The organism is Microbacterium maritypicum MF109, assembly GCF_000455825.1.
Classification (GTDB): Bacteria; Actinomycetota; Actinomycetes; order Actinomycetales; family Microbacteriaceae; genus Microbacterium; species Microbacterium maritypicum_A.
The window spans coordinates 99,994-117,484 of the sequence record NZ_ATAO01000217.1 but is presented as its reverse complement, the minus strand read 5'-3'; the positions used below and the strand labels follow the sequence as shown (position 1 = coordinate 117,484).

Here is a 17,491-nt window from a genome sequence, read left to right as displayed (position 1 = left end):
TCAGGTGCGGCGCGCGTACTGGGCAGCGAGCAGCCAGGCGAGATAGAGGCCGCCGACCGACACCGTCACGACGCCGACCGGCACAGCGACGAGCTGGGCCACGGCGTCCGACACCACGACGAGGGCGGCGCCGGTCAGCATCACGGGCACCGTGCCCATCGGGGTGTTCGAGCGGGTGAGGCGCTGCGAGATCTGCGGGGCCGCGAGGGCGATGAAGGAGATGGGGCCGGCCGCGGCGGTCACCAGCGCGACCAGGGCGACGCCGAACACCATCGCTGCGAGACGGGTGCGACCGGGACTGATACCGAGGGCGGTCGCCGCGTCGTCGCCCATCTCGAGCACGGGAAGCGTGCGGGCGAGGGGGAGGGAGAGCAGGGTCACGATCGCGAACACGATCGCCGCCGGGATCAGCTGGTCGAAGCCGAGCGAGGCGATCGAGCCCGCACCCCAGGTCGCCGCCATCATGGCCTTCTCGACGCTGACCGAGATCAGGATCCACGAGGTGAGGGATCCGAGTCCCGCCGAGACGCCGATGCCGACGATGATGAGCCGGAACGACGACATCGTGTTCTTGCTGGCGAGCACGTAGACGAGCAGCGCGGTGAACAGGCCTCCGACGAGCGCACCCGCCGCCTTGAACATGTAGGTGTTGAGCTCGAAGACGATCATGACCAGCGTCACACCGAACTGTGCGCCGATGCCGAAGCCGATGATGTCGGGGGAGCCGAGCGGATTGCGGGTGAGGGACTGGAAGATGCCGCCGGCGAGGGCGAGGGCTGCTCCGCACAGCACCGCGAACAGCACGCGCGGCAGGCGCCATTCGAACACCACCTGGCGGATGTCGGGGTCGGATGCGGGGTCGAAGATCGCTCGGATGACGGCCGCGAAGTCGACCTCGTAGGCGCCGAGAGTCATGGAGAACAGGCCCGCGCCGATGATCACGACGACCAGCAGGAGGCTGACGATGACGGATCGCACCGGGATGAGCGTGGCGATCCGCGCGGTCTCGATCCGGAACAGGCGTCGACCGTGATCGACCGGGGTGAACGCGGCGGGCGATGCCTCAGTGTGGGGCGCGGTGCGGGTCTTCTGGTCGATGCTCACAGCCCGCTCACCCGCTTGCGACGCACGAGCATGATCAGGATGGGGGCTCCGAGGAGTGCGGTGACGATGCCGACGCGCATCTCCCCGTTCGGGAGCACGATGCGGCCGAGGACGTCGGCGAACAGCAGGAAGGCGGGGCCGATGATCATCGAGTACCCGAGCACCCAGCGCTGGTCGGGGCCGGTGAACCAGCGGACGATGTGCGGGATCATGAGCCCGACGAAGGCGATGGGTCCGGCGGCGGCGACGCTGGTTCCGGCCAGCAGGGTGACGGCGATGATGACGAGGATGCGGGTCACGCGCACGCGTGCACCGAGGGCCTGCGCCAGGTCGTCGCCGAGGGCCAGGGCGTTCAGGGAGCGCGCGCACAGGAGCCCGATCAGGAGACCGGCGACGATCAGGGGCACGGCCCAGGTGAGCTGGTCGAGGGTGCGTCCACCGATCGAGCCGACGCCCCAGAACCGCATCACCTGCAGGGTGCTGTGGTCGCGCAGCACGATCGCTGTGGTGAAGCCGGTGAAGGCCGCGCCGAGGGCGACGCCGGCGAGGGTGAGCTTCATGGGGGTCGCCCCCGAGGCTCCGAACGAGCCCAGTATGTAGACGAGCATGGTGAGGACGAAGGCTCCGCCGAGGGCGAAGGGCACGTAGGCGCCGGGGGCGGTGAGGCCGAGCACACCGACGGCGAACGTGACGGCGAAGGATGCACCGGCGTTCACACCGAGGATGCCGGGGTCGGCCAGCGGGTTGCGGGTGAAGGCCTGGATCAGGCCGCCGCACACCGCGAGAGCGGCACCCACGACGATGCCGAGCAGGGTGCGCGGCACACGCAGCTCCATGACCATGAGGTGCAGCGGGTTCTCGTCGTCGTAGGAGAAGAGGGACTGCAGCACGGTGACGGGGTCGATCGCGCGGGCACCGACGGCGAGCGAGGCGATGGCGGCGATGGCCAGCACCACGACCGAGATGACCAGTCCCGCCACGAGCGTCCCGTTACGGTGCGGGGAGTCGACTGCACGACTCCCCGCACCCGTGTTCGAGACGTCCGTGCCGTCATCCGTCGCCAGGGACATCTCTCGGATCACTTGCCGGTGATGGTGGGCTCGCCCTGGAGCGCCCCGGCGAGGTCGTCGACGTACGTCGGCAGGATGTACTTCAGCGAGAGCACGGTGGGCGCGCTGATGGCCGAGGCCTCGGCGTCGTCGGCGTAGATCACGTACGAGCCGTTGGCGATCGGGTTCCAGCGCGACACGACCTTGTTCTCGACCGTGTACGTGCCCTCGTCGGCGCTGCCGCCCCAGGCCGCGAACAGATCGGCCTCCACGTCGTAGAGGTTCTCGAGGCTGACGCCGGTGTACCAGTTGTCGCCTTCCGCGGTCTGGAGGAAGGTGTCCATCGCCGGGGTCGAGGTGAATCCGAGGGCTTCGGTGATGCGCACGCGGGGGTCGTACTCGAGGTAGACGCCGAGGTCGGTGCCGCCCTCGTTCAGGGTCAGACCCCAGACGAAGGTCTTGTCCTCGAACTCGGGGTGCTCGCCGGCCAGGGTGGTGATCTGCTTCTCGGTCTCGGCGATCAGCTCATCGGCTTTGTCCTCTTCGGACAGTGCCTTGCCGACCGTGCGGGTCATGTCCTCCCAGGTCCCCGGGTTCCAGGGGCCTTCGATGTAGGGGACGGTCGGGGCGATCTCGGTCAGGCGCTCGTACTCGATGTCGGAGACGCCGGAGTAGAGGCTCAGGATCAGGTCGGGCTTGAGCTCCTTGATGGCCTCGTAGTTGGGGCCGTCTTCGAGGAAGGGGATGATCTCGGGGGTCTCGCCGTACTCCTCGGTGACATAGTCCTCGAACCAGGGCTGGTAGCCGCTCTCGCCTGCGCCCCAGACCTCCTCCATGCCGACGGGGTTGGTGCCGAGGGCGGCGACGATGTCGGCCGTCATCCAGCCGAGGGTGACGATGCGCTGCGGCTTCTCCGGGATCACGGTCTTTCCATGGCCGTGCTCGATCACCACGCCGTCCGTTGCGGTCGAGGCGGAGCTCGATTCCTCAGGGGTGGACGAGCACCCGGCGAGGGCGAGGGCGGCGGCGACGGCCGCGGCGACGAGGGCCGAGCCTCGGCGGATCTTCGGGCGCGCAGAAGCGAGCGACATGGTTCTCCTTCGGGAAGGGGGGAGGGTGTTGCCGCGTCGACGCGGCGAGAAGTTAGGTAAGCATGCCCTAACAGAACGATGCTAGAACGCGGATCCTGCGCTCAGTGTCGCGGGAGCGACGACTTGTATCGCGGAACCGACAACGACGGTCGGATTCGCCGTCAGGGGATCAGGATCGCCCCGCCGTCAGCGCCAGTACAGCTGGTGCGCCGCGTCGGCCTGCACGCGCGCCACGTGCTGCCGGGGAGTGAGCCCGAAGCGCTCCTTGAACGCGGCGGAGAAGGCGCTCGTCGTGGCGTAACCGCAGCGGTGCGCGGCCGCACCGATCGGAGTGCCGTCGACGATCAGGCGCGCCCCGAGGGTCATCCGCACGCCGGTGCGCCACCGCCCGAAGCTCATGCCGACGTCGTTCTGGAAGATGCGCAGGACTGTACGCTCGTGGAGCCCGTGCGCGAGGAACAGCTCGATCGCACTGCGGGGGTCGCCGGGGTCGGCGAGAACGGCCTGCACGAGCGCGGCGACCCGCTCATCCGCCGGCATCGGCACCTCGCCCCATTCGCTCGCGGCCTCGGGAAGCGGCTGCTGCAGCATCTCGATGAGCACCGACTGGATGCGCACGCGCAGGTCGGTGGGCATGTCGTTGATGCCGAGGTGGAGCAGCATCTCCTGCACCGCGCGCGGCACGAGCACCCGAGTGATGTCGTCGATCGGGGCGATCAGCGATGAGTCGGGGATGTAGGTGTAGCAGCCGGTCGAGTCGGGCTCGTGGTGGGCCGTGTGCGGCGTGTGCGCGGGGATCCACACGCCCTGACCGGGGGCGAGGCGCCACCGTGCGTCCTGCAGGTGCACCCACACCGTGCCGCGGTAGCACCAGGCGAGCATCGGGTCGGCGTGGCTGTGCGGAGGGGAGAGCGGGCGGGTGCCGGTGTCCTCGGCGGTGACCACGCCGGTGCCCATCAGGTACGGCTCGTTCACGGTCGACGGATACGACGGGCTCGCCGCCCAGTCGTCCTGCCGGTAAGAGTTCATTCGTGCTCCGCGTGAGGCGGCGCCGACTGCGCGGGAAAACAGGTCCTGCCGCCCTCGCCATGCTATCCGGGTGAGCTGCGAGCGCCCCGCGAGGCCCGATGATGGACACATGCCTTCTGCCCATCGCCCCGGTCTGCGGGTCTCGTCGGGTCTCACGATCCCCGAGGCCGAGTTGTCGTGGCGCTTCTCGCGGTCATCCGGGCCGGGGGGACAGGGCGTCAACACCGCGGATTCCCGCGCTGAACTCGTCTGGGATGCGGCGAACTCCGCGGTGCTCTCGCCGCATCAGCGCGAGAGGCTGCTCGACCGATTGAGTGGTCGCCTGGTCGATGGAGTGCTGACGATCGCCGCGTCCGAGCATCGTGCCCAGTTGCGCAACAGGGATGCGGCGCGGGAGCGGCTCGTCGCCCTCGTCGCAGAGGCTCTGCGCCCGCCGGCACCACCGCGACGGCCGACGAAGCCGAGTCGGGGGTCGAAGGAGCGCCGGCTGAAGGCCAAGCAGCGGCGCACCGACGTCAAGAGTCTGCGACGACGCCCTCGCGACGACTGACCCGGCGCCGGAGAATCACCTGGCGAGACGCTCTTCGACAGGGTCCCAGCCACTCGCGAGCACCCGGAATCCCGCGTCCACCGTCTCGAGTGGATCTTCGCTGTCGTTGATCAGCAGTTGCATCTGCAGGACGAATCGGGCGTAGACGCGGATCTCGGCGACCGGCTCGGCGAGCCCGAGCTCGTCGGCGATGGCCGCGGCGAGGGCATCCTCGTGTCGGAGCCACATCTTCGCGGCATAGTCGCGCAGGGCGGGTGTCTCGTTGAGGAAGCGCATGAACACGCGGGTGACGTCATCACCGTGCTCGTCGAAGTTCGCCCTGATCTCGGCGGCGAAGAAGTCGTGGATCGCGCGGTTGATCGTGCGTCCGGCGGGCCGGTCGCGCACGGCCGAGACCAGACGGTCGCGCTGTTCGTCGTCCTCGTCGAAGACGAGAGCCTCCTTCTGCGGGAAGTGCGCGAACACGGTCGTAGGGGAGACGTCCGCCGCATCGGCGACCTCGCGGATGCTGACGTTGTCGAAGCCGCGCTCGAGGAACATCATCGTCGCGACGTCGGAGATCGCCTTGCGGGTCGCGGCCTTCTTGCGCTCGCGGCGTCCGAGGGGCTCTGGGTTCGTCATGACAGCAGTCTATCGTGGACCGACTACAAACCTGGCTTGACACCAAAACTGGTATCGGTACACTTTCGGTATGACTTCACCCAACGTCCTCACGCGACGGGATCAGAACCGCGCGTGGATCATGCTCATCGTGCTCACGATGCTCACCGTCATCGGTATGACGGTCGTCCTTCCCGTCCTGCCCTTCGTCGTGCTGCAATACGTCTCGCACGAGAGCGACCTCGCCATCTGGGTGGGCGTGCTCGAGGCCGTCAACGGCCTCTGCGCCTTCCTGGTCGCCCCCTTCCTCGGCCGGCTCTCCGACCGCTTCGGTCGTCGACCCGTCATCATCGTCGCCGCGTTCGGCGCCGCATTCTCGATGGCGCTGTTCGGCATCGGCGGTGCGATCTGGGTCCTCGTGCTCGCGCGCATGATCCAAGGCCTGACCGCGGGAGATCTCCCCGCCCTCTTCGCCTACCTCGCCGACATCACCCCGCCGGAACAGCGGGCGAAACGCTTCGGTCTCCTCGGCGCTCTCACGGGAATCGGCACCATGGTCGGCCCGGGGATCGGTGGTCTGCTCGCCGCGGTGAGCATTCAGCTTCCCGTCTTCCTCACCTCCGCCGTCGCCCTCACGATCGCGATCCTCAGCATCTTCCTGCTTCCGGAGAGCCTCAAGCCCGGCAATCGCATCAGCGCCATCCGGCTGCGTGACGTGCAGCCGTTCGCGGTCTTCAAAGAGGCGTTCGGGCGCAAGGAGCTGCGCGGACTGATGATCGGCTTCGGTCTGCTCGCCCTGCCGTTCGGCTTCTTCGTGAACAACTTCAGCGTCCTCGCGCTGGACTCCATCCAGTGGGGGCCGACGCAGATCGGACTCCTGACCGCGGCCGTCGGCATCATCGACATCCTCATCCAGGGTGTGCTGCTCGGCATCCTGCTCCCGCGCATCGGTGAGCGCGGCGTGATCATCAGCGGCATCGTCGCGCAGATGGTCGGTCTCGCGGCGCTCGCCATCGTCGCGTCGATCTTCGCCCAGCCGTGGGTGTTCATCGTCGGTGCGCTCATGCTCGCTGCCGGCCAGGGAGCATCCCAGGCGGCGATGGACGGTGCCATGTCGAACGCGGTGGGCGACGACGAGCAGGGCTGGCTCGGCGGAGCGACGCAGTCACTGAATGCGGCCATGGGCACGGCCGCCCCGCTCATCGCGGGGGCGCTCTACGCGCTGGTCAGCCACGCCGCCCCGTACTGGCTCGGGGTCGCACTCATGATCGTCGCCGTGATCGTGGTCAGCCGCGCACACATCGCGAACACCGCGAAGCGCCCGGTCACCGATGGCGTGGGAGCGCCTCCGGTCGAAGCCGTCGAGACCGTCGGCTGAGCATCAGGTTGCGGGAGCTGCCGGACGCGGCAGCTCCCGCAGCCGCGTGATCGAGGCGAGCAACTCCTCCGGCGTCGTGCCGAGATTCCCGAGTGCCAGTGCCGCCGACGCGCTGAATCCCGCCGAGTCGATCGGGAGGCGTGCCACGTTCGGCACCAGCCCCTTCTCGTTCGTCACCCAGTTCCCGGCGGCGGCGTGCCAGGCGTGCGCGGTCAGCATGGCCGTCGTGGTTCCGCAGAGGGAGACGTATGCGACGTCTCCCGCCTTCGCGCCCTTCACCGCCGCGTTCAGCAGGAAGTCGACCTGCCAGAGGCTCGTGAGGAACGCCTCGCGCAGCGCCGCGGGATAGGGGGTGACGCTCCGTGCCAGACCGACCAGGAGTCCCTCCGGATCGCGAAGCGGCACGCTGGTGGCCACCTCGCCCGCATAGGCGACATCGAGGAAGCCGAGGGGGTGACCCGGTTGGGTGTGGAAGGCGAACTCGCCGCGGACGGCGCGAGCGCATTGCTCTCCGACGCGGGTGACGTCGCGGAGGATGAGGTCGACCGGCACGCCGTCGACGATCAGCCAGGCGCCGCCGTCGACCCAGGGTCCCCATCCGCCGCGCTCGGCGACCTCGACGGGTTCGCCCGTCCACCCGCTCGCCACGCGCGCGATACCGGCGCGGTCGACATCCGAGTCCACGTAGAGCCCCAGATCGATGTCGGAGTCGGGTCGGTGCGTCCCGCGGGCGCGACTGCCGCCCAATGCGACGGCACGCACGCCGGGAACCCGGCTCAGTTCGTCGGCCATCGAGCGGAGGCGGTCTTCATCGAGCACGACACCGATCGTACTCACGTGGTCTCACGCCGTCGGAGAACAGACGCCATCCGGAGATCGACCCACCCGACGCGTTCTCGGGCGGCGTGGGCTCCGTCAGTCCTTCCCGCCCCGTACGAGTTCGAGCCCGGCACCCGCGAACTGGCGCAGCGTCGCATCCGGCAGGAACGCCCGCGTGAGTGCTCCACCGATGCGGGTGAGGTCGCTCTCGTCGCGGAAGAGGAGATACATGGTCTCGTAACGGGGGTGGAACTTCTGCTTGAACCGATGCAGCGACCCGAAGCCGTACACCGGTTCCAGCGCATCGGCCAGCCGGTCGCTGAGAGCGGCGATCATCCCGGCATCCGGCGGATAGTCGTGGGCGAGGGGCGCGCCGGAGAGCGACATGATCTGCGCGCCCTCCTCGGCGAACTGCTTGGCCGAGGAACCGATCAGATACTCCATGACGGGCCCGAAACCGCCTTCGCGGCGACGCATGAGGTCGAGGGTCCAGCCCCGCACCGCACCGTCGTCGCCGTACACCGGCAGCCAGGAGAGGAAACCGTCGACGTCGCCGTTGGGAGCGAGCGCCAGGGCGAGCCGCACCTCCGGATCCTCGGCCTCGTCGAGGGTGCCGAGCGTGAAGCGCATCTCGGGCAGGTCCTTGTCTCCGACCCAGGCCTCCGAGATCGCTCTGAGCTGCTGCTGCACACCCCACGGCTCCGCTTTGAGGTGTGTCATCCGGAAGGTCATCTCCTCGCGACCGGCCTTGTTCAGTGAGGTGCGCACCGAGTTCCAGCGCTTGCCCGTGAACTCCAGCCCCGGCAGGTCGACGATCGTGTCGTCGGCCACGACGATGCTGCGCCAGGTCGAGGGGACGGCCGCCCGCGTGGCCTCATCCGCACTGAAGAAGCAGGGAACGAGGCCGGCGAGCTCCACGGCGTGGATGAAATCGTTCACGGCTTCTGCGCGTGTCTCCGCAGGGCCGATCGGGTCGGCCAGGGCCAGGGCGACGCCGTTGCGACGCTGGTACGCGACGATGCCGCCGGCCACCCGGGCATAGCTGTTGCCCTCCCAGGTGGTCATCCACGAGAGCGTTCCGCCGCCATGAGTGCGCAGCTCGCGCTTCATGTCATCGACGTTCGGAGCGGGCTGGATGCCCAGCTTGGCGCGGCGCTTGGCTCGGAACGCGCGTCGCACCCACACCAGGTATACGAGCATGATGAGCCACAGGAAGCCGTTGGCCATCGCGAGCTCGGTCTCACCGTCCCAGCGCAGATCGAGCTCCGCCTGGCTCGTGATGATGATGAGGGTGAGCACCAGCGCGGCGCCCGAGATGTTGAACAGGCCGAGCAGGATCGCGAGCACCCACGCGAAGCGCCGCCCGCGACGGAGCCCGTTCACGAGCACGACGATCACGACGAGGTCGATCGCGAGGTCGATGAATCCTCCCGACGCGGGATCGGTCGGTCCGAAGGGTCCGTCCGTGGGCAGGAAGGTCGTGATGATCTCGACGGCGCCCAGGACGAGGATCGCCACCACGGCGATCAGCCGCTGCTCGCGGACCGTCGTGTGCCGCACCCGCAGCGATCGGTCGACGACGAGGATCAGCAGCACCGCGAGCAGGTGCTCGAGGTCGGCGACCTTGCCCCAGAAGAGCATCGCGATGAACACGAAGCCGAGCAGGATGAGCCAGCCGCGCACCCGCCACGGCGGACGGAACAGGCCGACCGCGGCGGCGATGCACGCCATGGTGCCGCCGGATGCTCCCACGTCGAGCGCCTGGGCCTGCTCCGCCGCCCACGCCCACGGGAACTGCGAGAGCACGTACAGCAGCAGGGCGGTGGCGAAGATCGCGAACAGCTGACCGAGCCAGTAGTAGGCGAGCGCCACGCGCGATCCGCGACGGAACTCCAGGTAACCCATACCCCAGAAGCCTGCGATCGTGAACAGGTACACCCAGGGCTGGTTCACGAAGAACGTGCCGGTCAGGGGCGTCCACCACTTGCCGTCGGCGAGGTTCGGGAGCCCGTAGGCGACTGTCTGGAAGAGCGCGGTGTCCTCGAACGGCGCCCAGAGGCCGCTCCAGACGACCCCCACCGCGATGATCAGCAGCACCATCGTCAGCGTCGCCGGAATGCGCCGGACGACGGCCATCACCGGATGGGGAGAGGGGGAGTGCTCCTCGGTCATGCGCTCAGCGTAGCGAGGGCTGCGTCCGCACGGGCGCGGGCACTCCTACTCCCCGCGAAGCACTCGACGAAGGTCGGCGATCTCGTCGTCGGTCAGACCGCCGCTTCGCAGATAGCCCGCGACGTCGCCGTGGTTGTCGTCGATCCAGTCCATCGCAGCCTCGATGGCGGATGCCGGAGCCTCGGTCGCGAGCGTCTTCAGGGCCGGCGTGAGGGGGACGCCGAGCGAGGTGATCAGTGCGGTGAGGGCTTCGGCGAAACCCCGCGCCAGATTCTTCTCCGTCTGCGTGTAGTCCTCGACGATCGCCTCGCGAGGTGCTTCGGCGACGAGCAGCAGGATCGCGGCGGCGAGCCCCGTGCGGTCCTTGCCCGCAGTGCAGTGGAACAGCACGCCGGGTCGTTCGGTGCGCGAGGCTTCGAGCACCGTCCGCGCGATGGTCGCGAACGGGGTGGCGCTGGCCGCCAGGATCGAGACGTACAGCTCCTCCAACGTCGGCACCTGCTTCAGCACCTCGGCGACCTGGGTCACCGAGAGTCCCGCTCCGCCGGTTGCAGGGAGCAGCTGCTTCACCATCTCGTCCATCGCGCCGCCCTGCATGGGCAGAGTCAGGAGCGTCACGCTGCCGTCGTCGGGCAGGCGATCCGCGGCGCGTGCGCGTTCGCCCTCGGTGCGCAGATCGATCACGGTGCCGATGCGGAGGTCGGCCAGCGCCTGCATCCCCTCGTCGGTCAGCGCTGCGAGCGCGTCCGATCGGAAGAGCAGACCGGAGGCGAGCGTGCCGCCGCCCGAGGTCGGGATCCCGGCGAGTTCGCGGGCGTTGTGGGTCGTCTGCAAGGCGGTCGTGATGTCGATGGTCATTCTGGCCCTCTCCTGGGTAGGCGGCCAGAATATCGGTGCGGCGGGATCGCGCGGCTTCGACACGGAAGCCGCGCGATCCGCCTTTCCATGTCAGCCGTTCACGGCCTTCTCGATGGCCTGTTCGAGGTCATCCCACTCCTGCAACACGATCTTCTCGCCGTCGATGAAGAACGTCGGCGTGCTGTTCACCCCGAGCTTCTCGCCGTCGGCCTTGTCGGACTGCACGCGCTCCGCGGTGGCCGGGTCGGCGATCGCGGCATTGTACGCGCCCATGTCGAGCCCGAGATCCTGGGCGAACCCGCGGAACACCTCGGGGGTCTCCTCGGGCTGCTCGCCCCACTGCGCCTGCGTCTCGAACAGACGGCGGTACATGTCCTCGAAGCGGTCCTGCTGCCCGGCGGCCTCGGCGGCCAGCGCGGCCTGGGTGGAGTTGATGTGCCCGGGCAGGGGGAAGTAGCGGACGACATACGTGATCTCGCCGTCGTACTTCTCCCTGAGGTCTTCGACGACGGGGTAGAACGCCCCGCACGCCTCGCACTCGAAGTCGAGGAACTCGACCACGGTCACGGCGCCCTCGCCCCCGTCGTCGAGCACATGGGAATCGGTGCGGACGGTCTGCTGCGGCTCTCCGCCCTCCGCGGGCGCGGCGGGTTGCTGTTGGCTGATCGCGAAGACGATTCCGGCGATCAGCAGGACGATGGTGACGGCGATGGCGATCAGGGTCGCTTTGACAGAGTTCTTCATGGGGTCTCCAGACACACGGGTACGACGAGGGAAGGGTGCCGCTTTCGGGCGGCTCGATGCGCGCGTCGGCGGGTCAGGTGCGGGAGATGGAGAGCTGCGTGAGAGTCAGGGCGGGGACGAAGGCGCGCGGACCCGCGCGACTCGGCGACACCGTGCGCGGGGCGCGGGTGCCGAGCGGCCGGGTGCCCCCGGCGAGCCGGCGGAACAGCAGGACCAGCGCGACGCCGCCGAGCACCGCGAGCAGGCAGATCCCGACACCGGAGCTGAGCACGTCGATCGTGGGCGCTGCCGCCGGGTCACCTGCCGTCGGGGCGGCAGCCGTCGACTCCGAGACGCCGGAGGCGAGACACAGCGTCGCGTGCACATCGGCCGAACCCCGCGAGGTCGACCAGGCGCCGACCACGAGCAGGAGCGCGAGGCCGACGGCGGTGATCACCCGGGCGATCAGCATCCGCTCGGCCCGCGCTCGCGGCATCGGATCCGGCGATGAGGGCAGCATTTCCCGCGCAGTCTAGCAACGGCGCCTCTGTCCTCCCCGGGGCCGGGGAAGCCGTGGCGCGCCTACACTGGAGGGGTGGCGAGACTACTGATCGTCGGCGGCTTCCTCGCCGCCGTGTTCTGGGTGTTCAGCATCGTCGACTGCGCAGTGCAGCCGGCGACGCGGCACCGCGGTGTGTCCAAGCCCGTCTGGATCCTGATCGTGGTGCTCCTTCCCGTGATCGGAGGCATCCTCTGGTTCGTGATCGGCCGTCGACGTGCGAACGATCCCGGGGTCCGTCCGGTCGTCGCGCCCGACGACGACCCGGCCTTCCTGCGCAGCATCAGCAAGACCGAGCAGGATGCGCGCATCCGCCGCCTCGAAGAGGAGCTCGCCCGTCTGGACGAGGAGACCGACGAGCCTCCCGCCACGGACCAGCGCCCGTGACCCCGTCGCCGGCCATGGATGCTGCGGCATCCCTGATCGCCGACCTCGTCGCCCAGGGCGTGCGCCACATCGTGGTGTCTCCGGGCTCACGCTCGCAGGCCCTCGCGCTCGCCGCGGTACGGGCCGCCGATGAAGGACACGTCCGGGTGCACGTCCGGATTGACGAGCGGGTCGCCGGCTTCACGGCTCTCGGAATCGCCCGTGAGACGGGCGTGCCCGCCGCGGTGGTGTGCACCTCGGGAACGGCCGTCGCGAACCTGCTGCCCGCGGTGATGGAGGCTTTCCACTCCGGGGTGCCGCTGCTGCTGCTCACCGCCGACCGGCCGCCCGAGCTGCGCGGGGTCGGTGCCAACCAGGCGACGCTCCAGGACGGCCTCTTCCACCCCTGGGTGCGTGACCAGTTGGACGCTCCGGTGCCCGGGGATGGCGACTGGTCGGGACTCGCCGCGCAGGCCGTGGCCGCGGCGATGGGGGCTCGCGAGGTCGAGAGCGGCCTTCGCGGGATCTCCGGACCCGTGCATCTGAACCTCCCGTCCCGGGAACCGCTCTCGGGCGATCTGCCCTCGATCGCCATCACCCCGGGCGAGGCGCCGGAGGCTCTGAGAAGCACACCGTTCGAACTCGACCGCGGGCCGCGCACCGTCGTGGTCGCCGGGGCCGACGCCGGCCCCGATGCCGAGGAGATCGCGCACGCCGGCGGCTGGCCGCTGATCGCCGAGATCGTGAGCGGCGCGCGATTCGGACGCCAGATCGTACACGGCTACCGTCGACTGCTCGCGCGTGAGGATCTCGGCGGACGCGTCGAGCGGGTCGTCGTCCTCGGGCATCCGACACTCAGTCGCGAGGTCGCGGCACTCCTCTCGCGTCAGGATGTCGAGGTCGTGGCCGTGCACCGCGGCGGCGAGGAGCTGAACCTCAATCACCGTACGAGGGGGGTCGACGCCGTCGTCGTCGCTCCGGGCGTCGCGGATCGCAGCTGGCTCGGGGAGTGGATGCGAGCATCCGCGGCCGAGACCGTCGACCTGAGCGAGCGCGCCCCCGATCCGGAAGCGCTGGCGTCCTCCGATTTCGCGGCGCGCAGGCAAGCCGTGAAGGCCGAGCTCGACGCCGTCCGCCGTCCGCTCGATCGCGAGCTGCTCGTCGATGCCGTGTGGCGCGCCACCTGGCCGCACGACCGCCTGGTGTTCGGCTCCTCCCGGCTCGTCCGCGTCGCCGATCAGGTGCTCGGCGGCAAGAAGGTCCCCGTCCATGCCAACCGCGGTCTCGCCGGCATCGACGGCACGATCGCCACCGCGACCGGAGTCGCGATCGCGAGTCAGGCGGCCGGCGCCCCCGGCGTGACGCGGGTGCTGCTGGGCGACCTCGCCTTCCTGCACGACGTCGGCGCCCTGCTGCTGCCGCCTGACGAGACCGAGCCCCGGTTGCAGGTCGTCGTCGGCAACGACGGCGGGGGCACGATCTTCGACTCTCTCGAGGTCGCATCGTCAGCACGCCCCGGCGACCTCGATCGCGCCTTCTACACGCCGCACACGGTCCGCCTCGAGCACCTCGCCCTCGCGTACGGCTGGGAGTACCAGCGGGTCACCACCCGCACGGCACTGGATCAGGCCCTGACCTCGCCTCGTGGTGGACGTCAGATCATCGAGGTGCCACTGGCGCGTTGACTGGCAGGATGTGCGTATGAACGCGCACACCTGGACGCAGACGCTGCGAGTCGACGAGGGATTCCGTCTCGCCGACATCGACCCCGACGCCAAGCCCGGATACGACCACGGCAAGTCCCGCGGGGTCTCCGACCTCGCAGCCGGGCTCACCGACCTCAATGTGCTGCAGGAGCGGCTCTTCGCCGAGAGCCGGGCAGGGGTGGCGAAGGATGCGGTGCTGCTGGTGCTGCAGGCGATGGACTCGGCCGGCAAGGGCGGCATCGTGCGGCACGTCGTCGGCGGCGTCGACCCGCAGGGCGTCGCGCTCGCCGCGTTCAAGGCGCCGACGGCAGAGGAACGCGCGCACGACTTCCTCTGGCGCATCGAGAAGCGTCTGCCTGAACCGGGGTTCATCGGGGTGTTCGACCGCTCCCACTACGAGGATGTGCTGATCGGGCGTGTGCGCGAACTCGCCCCGCCGGACGAGATCGAGCGCCGCTACGACGCCATCAACGAGTTCGAGTCCCGGGTCGCGGCATCCGGTACCCGCATCGTCAAGGTCATGCTGCACATCTCACCGGATGAGCAGAAGTCGCGGCTGATGGAGCGACTCGAGCGTCCGGACAAGCACTGGAAGTACAACCCCGGCGACGTGGACGAGCGCATGCTGTGGCCGCAGTACATGGAGGCGTACCAGACGGTGTTCGAGCGCACCTCGACCGAGGTGGCCCCGTGGCACGTGATCCCGGCGAACGCCAAGTGGTACGCCCGGCTGGCCGTGCAGGAACTGCTGCTCGCGGCCCTGGAAGACATCGACCCGCAGTGGCCACGTGCCGACTTCGATGTCGAGGCCGAGAAGAAGCGTCTCGCCGCCAGCTGAGGGTCGGCCGCGGTCAGGCCAGCGCGTCGACCAGGGGGCGGAACTTCACGCGCGTCTCGAGCAGTTCGCTCTCCGGGTCGGAGCCCGCGACGATCCCGGCGCCCGCGTAGGCCGTCACCCCGATCTCTCCCTGGCGCACGGTGAACTGCGCGCAGCGCAGCGCGATCGCCCACTCGCCGTTGCCGGCGGCATCCACCCAGCCCACGGGGCCGGCGTAGCGCCCGCGGTCGAAGGGTTCGAGCTCGCGGATCGCGTCGATCGCCGCCGGTGTCGGCGTGCCGGCGACGGCGGCGGTCGGATGCAGTGCCCGCACCAGGTCGAGCGCGCTCTCCCCATCGGCCAGCTCGCCCTCGACGTCGGTGGCCAGATGGAACAGATTCGGCAGCTTCAACAGGAAGGGCTGCTCGCTCGCCGCCAGCGCCCGGGTGTGGGATCGGAGCGAGGCGAGCACGCTCTGCACGGCGTACTGGTGTTCGTCGAGGTCTTTGACGCTCGACGCGAGGTGAGCGGATGCGGCGGTGTCGGCGTCGGCGTCCGCGCCACGGCCGATCGTCCCCGCCAGCACCCGTGCGGTGACGGTTCCGTCGTGCACGGTGACGAGCGTCTCCGGGCTCGCACCGATCAGCCCGTCGACGGCGAACGCCCACGTGTCGGGGTAGCCGGTCGCAAGGGCGCGCACGAGCCGACGCAGGTCGGAGCCTGCCGGGATGCTCCCGGTGAGGTCGCGGGCCAGCACGACCTTGCTCAGGTCTCCGTCGGCGATGCGGGCGAGGGCGCGGCGCACCGAATCCTGGTATCCCTGCGGGCTCTGCGCTCCGGGGCCGACGGTGCCGGCCCAGTGCGGGCCGTAAGGCTGGGTGACGAGCTCGTCACGGTCGTCCGGAGCGCCGGCGAGGCGGAGCGTGGTGCGCCAGAACCGGTCGCCGTGTCGCCCCACCACCTGCGTGGGCACCACGAGCACGCTGTCCGCGGCCGAGTCCTCGTCGAACGCGAATGCCCCAAAGGCCACGAGCCCCGTGCCCGGGAGGCCCATCGGGTCGGAGATCTCGGACTGCGCCGCCATGGTGCGCCAGGCAGCCGCGAGGGTCTCGACGCGTGACGTTCCCGCTTCGACCGCGGGACGGATCTCCGTGAGCGGTCGGCCGACGGCGACGATCCCGTCTCCGCGGCGCAGCCAGGCAAGAGGGCGGGCGGGGTCCGCGTAGGCCAGGAGGTCTTCGACCGGGTCGATCTCGCGGGTCTCCACGACCAGGTGGGTGGTGTGCACGTCTCCAGCCTATGCCGCTCAGGGCGCATGGATCCGCGTGGTCGTAGGGTGAGCGGATGAGCGACGCACGTCCTGCACCCGGCACCGAGATGGTCTTCCAATGGCGCAAATGGGATGGCTCGCCGCACTGGCGGCACGAGTGCGTCTATCTCGGCGCCGACGAGTGGGGCGACTGGATCGGGCAGCCCGTCGGATGGCACAGTGTGCGCCCCGGCGCCGAGTTCCACGCGGGCGGTCCGAACGTCACCCTGGTCCCGGCGAGCGGTGACCATGCGCTCACCGTCAATCGCCGTCACCGCAAGGGCATGCGCATCTACATCGATCTGGGGTGGGACATCCGCTGGTCCGATGATCCGCTGCTGGCGACCGGGATCGACATGGACCTCGACGTGGTGCGCGTGGAAGGGGAACGGGGAACGTGGGTCGACGACCGCGACGAATGGGCCGACCACAGTGCCCGTTACGGCTACCCGACCGATGTCATGGCGCATCTGGAAGCCCTCGCGCTCGACCTCGAGGAGCGGGTGCGGGCCCGGGTCGCGCCGTTCGACGATGCGACCGCCGATCCCTGGCTCGACCGCCTCGAAGCGCTGGGCCTCGCGCCTAGACTGAACTCGTGACCTCGAACGAGAAGAACCGCGCCGATCTCGGCAAGGACCCCGCCCGCGTCAGCGGCATGTTCGACCAGGTCGCCGCAGGGTACGACCGGACGAACACCGCGATGACCTTCGGCAACGACGTGCTGTGGCGTGCGGCGACCACCCGAGCGGTCGCTCCGAAGCCGGGGGAGCGGATCCTCGACCTGGGGGCGGGCACGGCCTCGTCGTCGGCGTCCCTTGCGCGGAGCGGTGCCCAGGTGGTCGCGGCCGATTTCTCTCCCGGCATGCTCGCCGAGGGCGAGCGCCGGCACGGCGCCATGCGCAACCTGTCGTTCGTGCAGGCCGATGCCACGGATCTTCCGTTCCCGGATGCGACGTTCGACGCGGTCACGATGTCGTACGCGCTGCGCAACGTGAACGATCCGAAGAAGGCGCTGAGCGAGCTCTACCGCGTGACCAAGCCCGGAGGACGGCTCGTGATCAACGAGTTCTCGACCCCGCCGGGAAAGCTCTTCCGCAGTGCCTACCGCTTCTACAACGCCCAGGTGCTCCCGCGGGTGGCCCGCGTCGCCGGTACGAACGGCGAGGCCTACGACTACCTGAACGAGTCGATCCGCGAGTGGCCGGACCAGAAGCGGCTCTCCGCCTGGATCCGCGAGGCGGGCTGGAGCGACGTCGCCTACCGCAATCTCTCGTTCGGCATCGTGGCCCTGCACAGAGCGCGCAAGCCGGAGTGAGTCTCTCGGGCGAAACCTCGACATCCGACGAAGGTAGGCTGAGAAC

The 17,491-nt window shown here is 69.5% G+C and carries 18 protein-coding genes; 7 read left to right on the top strand and 11 right to left on the bottom strand.

The genetic code is table 11. From position 1 onward, the window contains the following. The 4 genes from L687_RS38415 to L687_RS38400 form a co-directional block, all read right to left on the bottom strand. Complete coding sequence (locus tag L687_RS38415; RefSeq protein ID WP_021201157.1) at positions 1 to 1,104, bottom strand: FecCD family ABC transporter permease; 1,104 nt, start codon at positions 1,102 to 1,104, stop codon at positions 1 to 3. Then, positions 1,101 to 2,174, bottom strand: a complete 1,074-nt coding sequence (locus tag L687_RS38410; protein ID WP_021201156.1) for a FecCD family ABC transporter permease — start codon at positions 2,172 to 2,174, stop codon at positions 1,101 to 1,103. Before L687_RS38410 ends, L687_RS38415 begins: the two co-directional genes overlap by 4 nt. Before the next feature lie 8 nt (positions 2,175 to 2,182). Continuing rightward, complete coding sequence (locus tag L687_RS38405) at positions 2,183 to 3,244, bottom strand: iron-siderophore ABC transporter substrate-binding protein (protein ID WP_021201155.1); 1,062 nt, start codon at positions 3,242 to 3,244, stop codon at positions 2,183 to 2,185. A gap of 186 nt (positions 3,245 to 3,430) precedes the next feature. Next, positions 3,431 to 4,273: a helix-turn-helix transcriptional regulator gene (locus L687_RS38400; protein ID WP_021201154.1), complete on the bottom strand. Its 843-nt coding sequence runs from the start codon at positions 4,271 to 4,273 to the stop codon at positions 3,431 to 3,433. Positions 4,274 to 4,382: 109 nt separating this feature from the next. Between L687_RS38400 and arfB the strand changes: the two genes are divergently transcribed. Then, the gene (gene arfB / locus L687_RS38395; protein ID WP_021201153.1) at positions 4,383 to 4,823 is read left to right on the top strand and encodes an alternative ribosome rescue aminoacyl-tRNA hydrolase ArfB; all 441 of its coding nucleotides are present in this window, start codon (positions 4,383 to 4,385) and stop codon (positions 4,821 to 4,823) included. Between the two features lie 15 nt (positions 4,824 to 4,838). Here arfB and L687_RS38390 read toward each other — a convergent pair whose 3' ends face one another. Then, positions 4,839 to 5,444: a TetR/AcrR family transcriptional regulator gene (locus L687_RS38390; protein WP_021201152.1), complete on the bottom strand. Its 606-nt coding sequence runs from the start codon at positions 5,442 to 5,444 to the stop codon at positions 4,839 to 4,841. 70 nt (positions 5,445 to 5,514) lie between these two features. Between L687_RS38390 and tet(42) the strand changes: the two genes are divergently transcribed. Further along, a complete protein-coding gene (tet(42), locus tag L687_RS38385) occupies positions 5,515 to 6,801 on the top strand; it encodes a tetracycline efflux MFS transporter Tet(42) (protein ID WP_021201151.1) in 1,287 nt (428 codons plus the stop codon). A gap of 3 nt (positions 6,802 to 6,804) precedes the next feature. On the opposite strand, the gene L687_RS38380 is transcribed toward tet(42), so the two are convergent. The 5 genes from L687_RS38380 to L687_RS38360 all read right to left on the bottom strand — a co-directional run bounded on the left by L687_RS38380 (position 6,805) and on the right by L687_RS38360 (position 11,893). Next, positions 6,805 to 7,620, bottom strand: a complete 816-nt coding sequence (locus L687_RS38380; protein ID WP_031207988.1) for a nucleotidyltransferase domain-containing protein — start codon at positions 7,618 to 7,620, stop codon at positions 6,805 to 6,807. Between the two features lie 96 nt (positions 7,621 to 7,716). Continuing rightward, positions 7,717 to 9,792, bottom strand: coding sequence for a bifunctional lysylphosphatidylglycerol flippase/synthetase MprF (locus L687_RS38375; RefSeq protein ID WP_040569821.1), 2,076 nt, complete (start codon positions 9,790 to 9,792; stop codon positions 7,717 to 7,719). A 45-nt stretch (positions 9,793 to 9,837) separates the two neighbouring features. Beyond that, positions 9,838 to 10,650, bottom strand: coding sequence for a tyrosine-protein phosphatase (locus tag L687_RS38370; protein ID WP_021201148.1), 813 nt, complete (start codon positions 10,648 to 10,650; stop codon positions 9,838 to 9,840). Positions 10,651 to 10,740: 90 nt separating this feature from the next. Then, entirely contained in the window at positions 10,741 to 11,394 is a 654-nt protein-coding gene (locus tag L687_RS38365; protein ID WP_021201147.1) for a DsbA family protein, read from the bottom strand. Between the two features lie 73 nt (positions 11,395 to 11,467). Continuing rightward, entirely contained in the window at positions 11,468 to 11,893 is a 426-nt protein-coding gene (locus tag L687_RS38360; RefSeq protein WP_021201146.1) for a hypothetical protein, read from the bottom strand. A 75-nt stretch (positions 11,894 to 11,968) separates the two neighbouring features. Here L687_RS38360 and L687_RS38355 point away from each other — a divergent pair, with 75 nt between their 5' ends. The 3 genes from L687_RS38355 to L687_RS38345 are packed head-to-tail and all read left to right on the top strand — an operon-like array spanning position 11,969 to position 14,842. Next, complete coding sequence (locus L687_RS38355; protein ID WP_021201145.1) at positions 11,969 to 12,319, top strand: PLD nuclease N-terminal domain-containing protein; 351 nt, start codon at positions 11,969 to 11,971, stop codon at positions 12,317 to 12,319. A gap of 14 nt (positions 12,320 to 12,333) precedes the next feature. Further along, positions 12,334 to 13,983 (top strand): 2-succinyl-5-enolpyruvyl-6-hydroxy-3-cyclohexene-1-carboxylic-acid synthase, encoded by a 1,650-nt coding sequence (gene menD / locus L687_RS38350; RefSeq protein WP_046399023.1) that lies wholly within the window; start codon positions 12,334 to 12,336, stop codon positions 13,981 to 13,983. A 16-nt stretch (positions 13,984 to 13,999) separates the two neighbouring features. Further along, on the top strand, positions 14,000 to 14,842 hold the full coding sequence (locus L687_RS38345) for a polyphosphate kinase 2 family protein (RefSeq protein WP_021201143.1): 843 nt from the start codon (positions 14,000 to 14,002) through the stop codon (positions 14,840 to 14,842). Positions 14,843 to 14,855: 13 nt separating this feature from the next. Here L687_RS38345 and L687_RS38340 read toward each other — a convergent pair whose 3' ends face one another. Beyond that, positions 14,856 to 16,109, bottom strand: coding sequence for an isochorismate synthase (locus L687_RS38340; RefSeq protein ID WP_021201142.1), 1,254 nt, complete (start codon positions 16,107 to 16,109; stop codon positions 14,856 to 14,858). Between the two features lie 56 nt (positions 16,110 to 16,165). On the opposite strand from L687_RS38340, the gene L687_RS38335 reads away from it, so the two are divergent. Both L687_RS38335 and L687_RS38330 read left to right on the top strand, forming a co-directional pair. Then, positions 16,166 to 16,729, top strand: coding sequence for a hypothetical protein (locus L687_RS38335; protein ID WP_021201141.1), 564 nt, complete (start codon positions 16,166 to 16,168; stop codon positions 16,727 to 16,729). After that, entirely contained in the window at positions 16,726 to 17,445 is a 720-nt protein-coding gene (locus L687_RS38330) for a class I SAM-dependent methyltransferase (protein WP_021201140.1), read from the top strand. The genes L687_RS38335 and L687_RS38330 overlap by 4 nt, the downstream gene beginning before the upstream one ends. Positions 17,446 to 17,491: the final 46 nt, after the last annotated feature.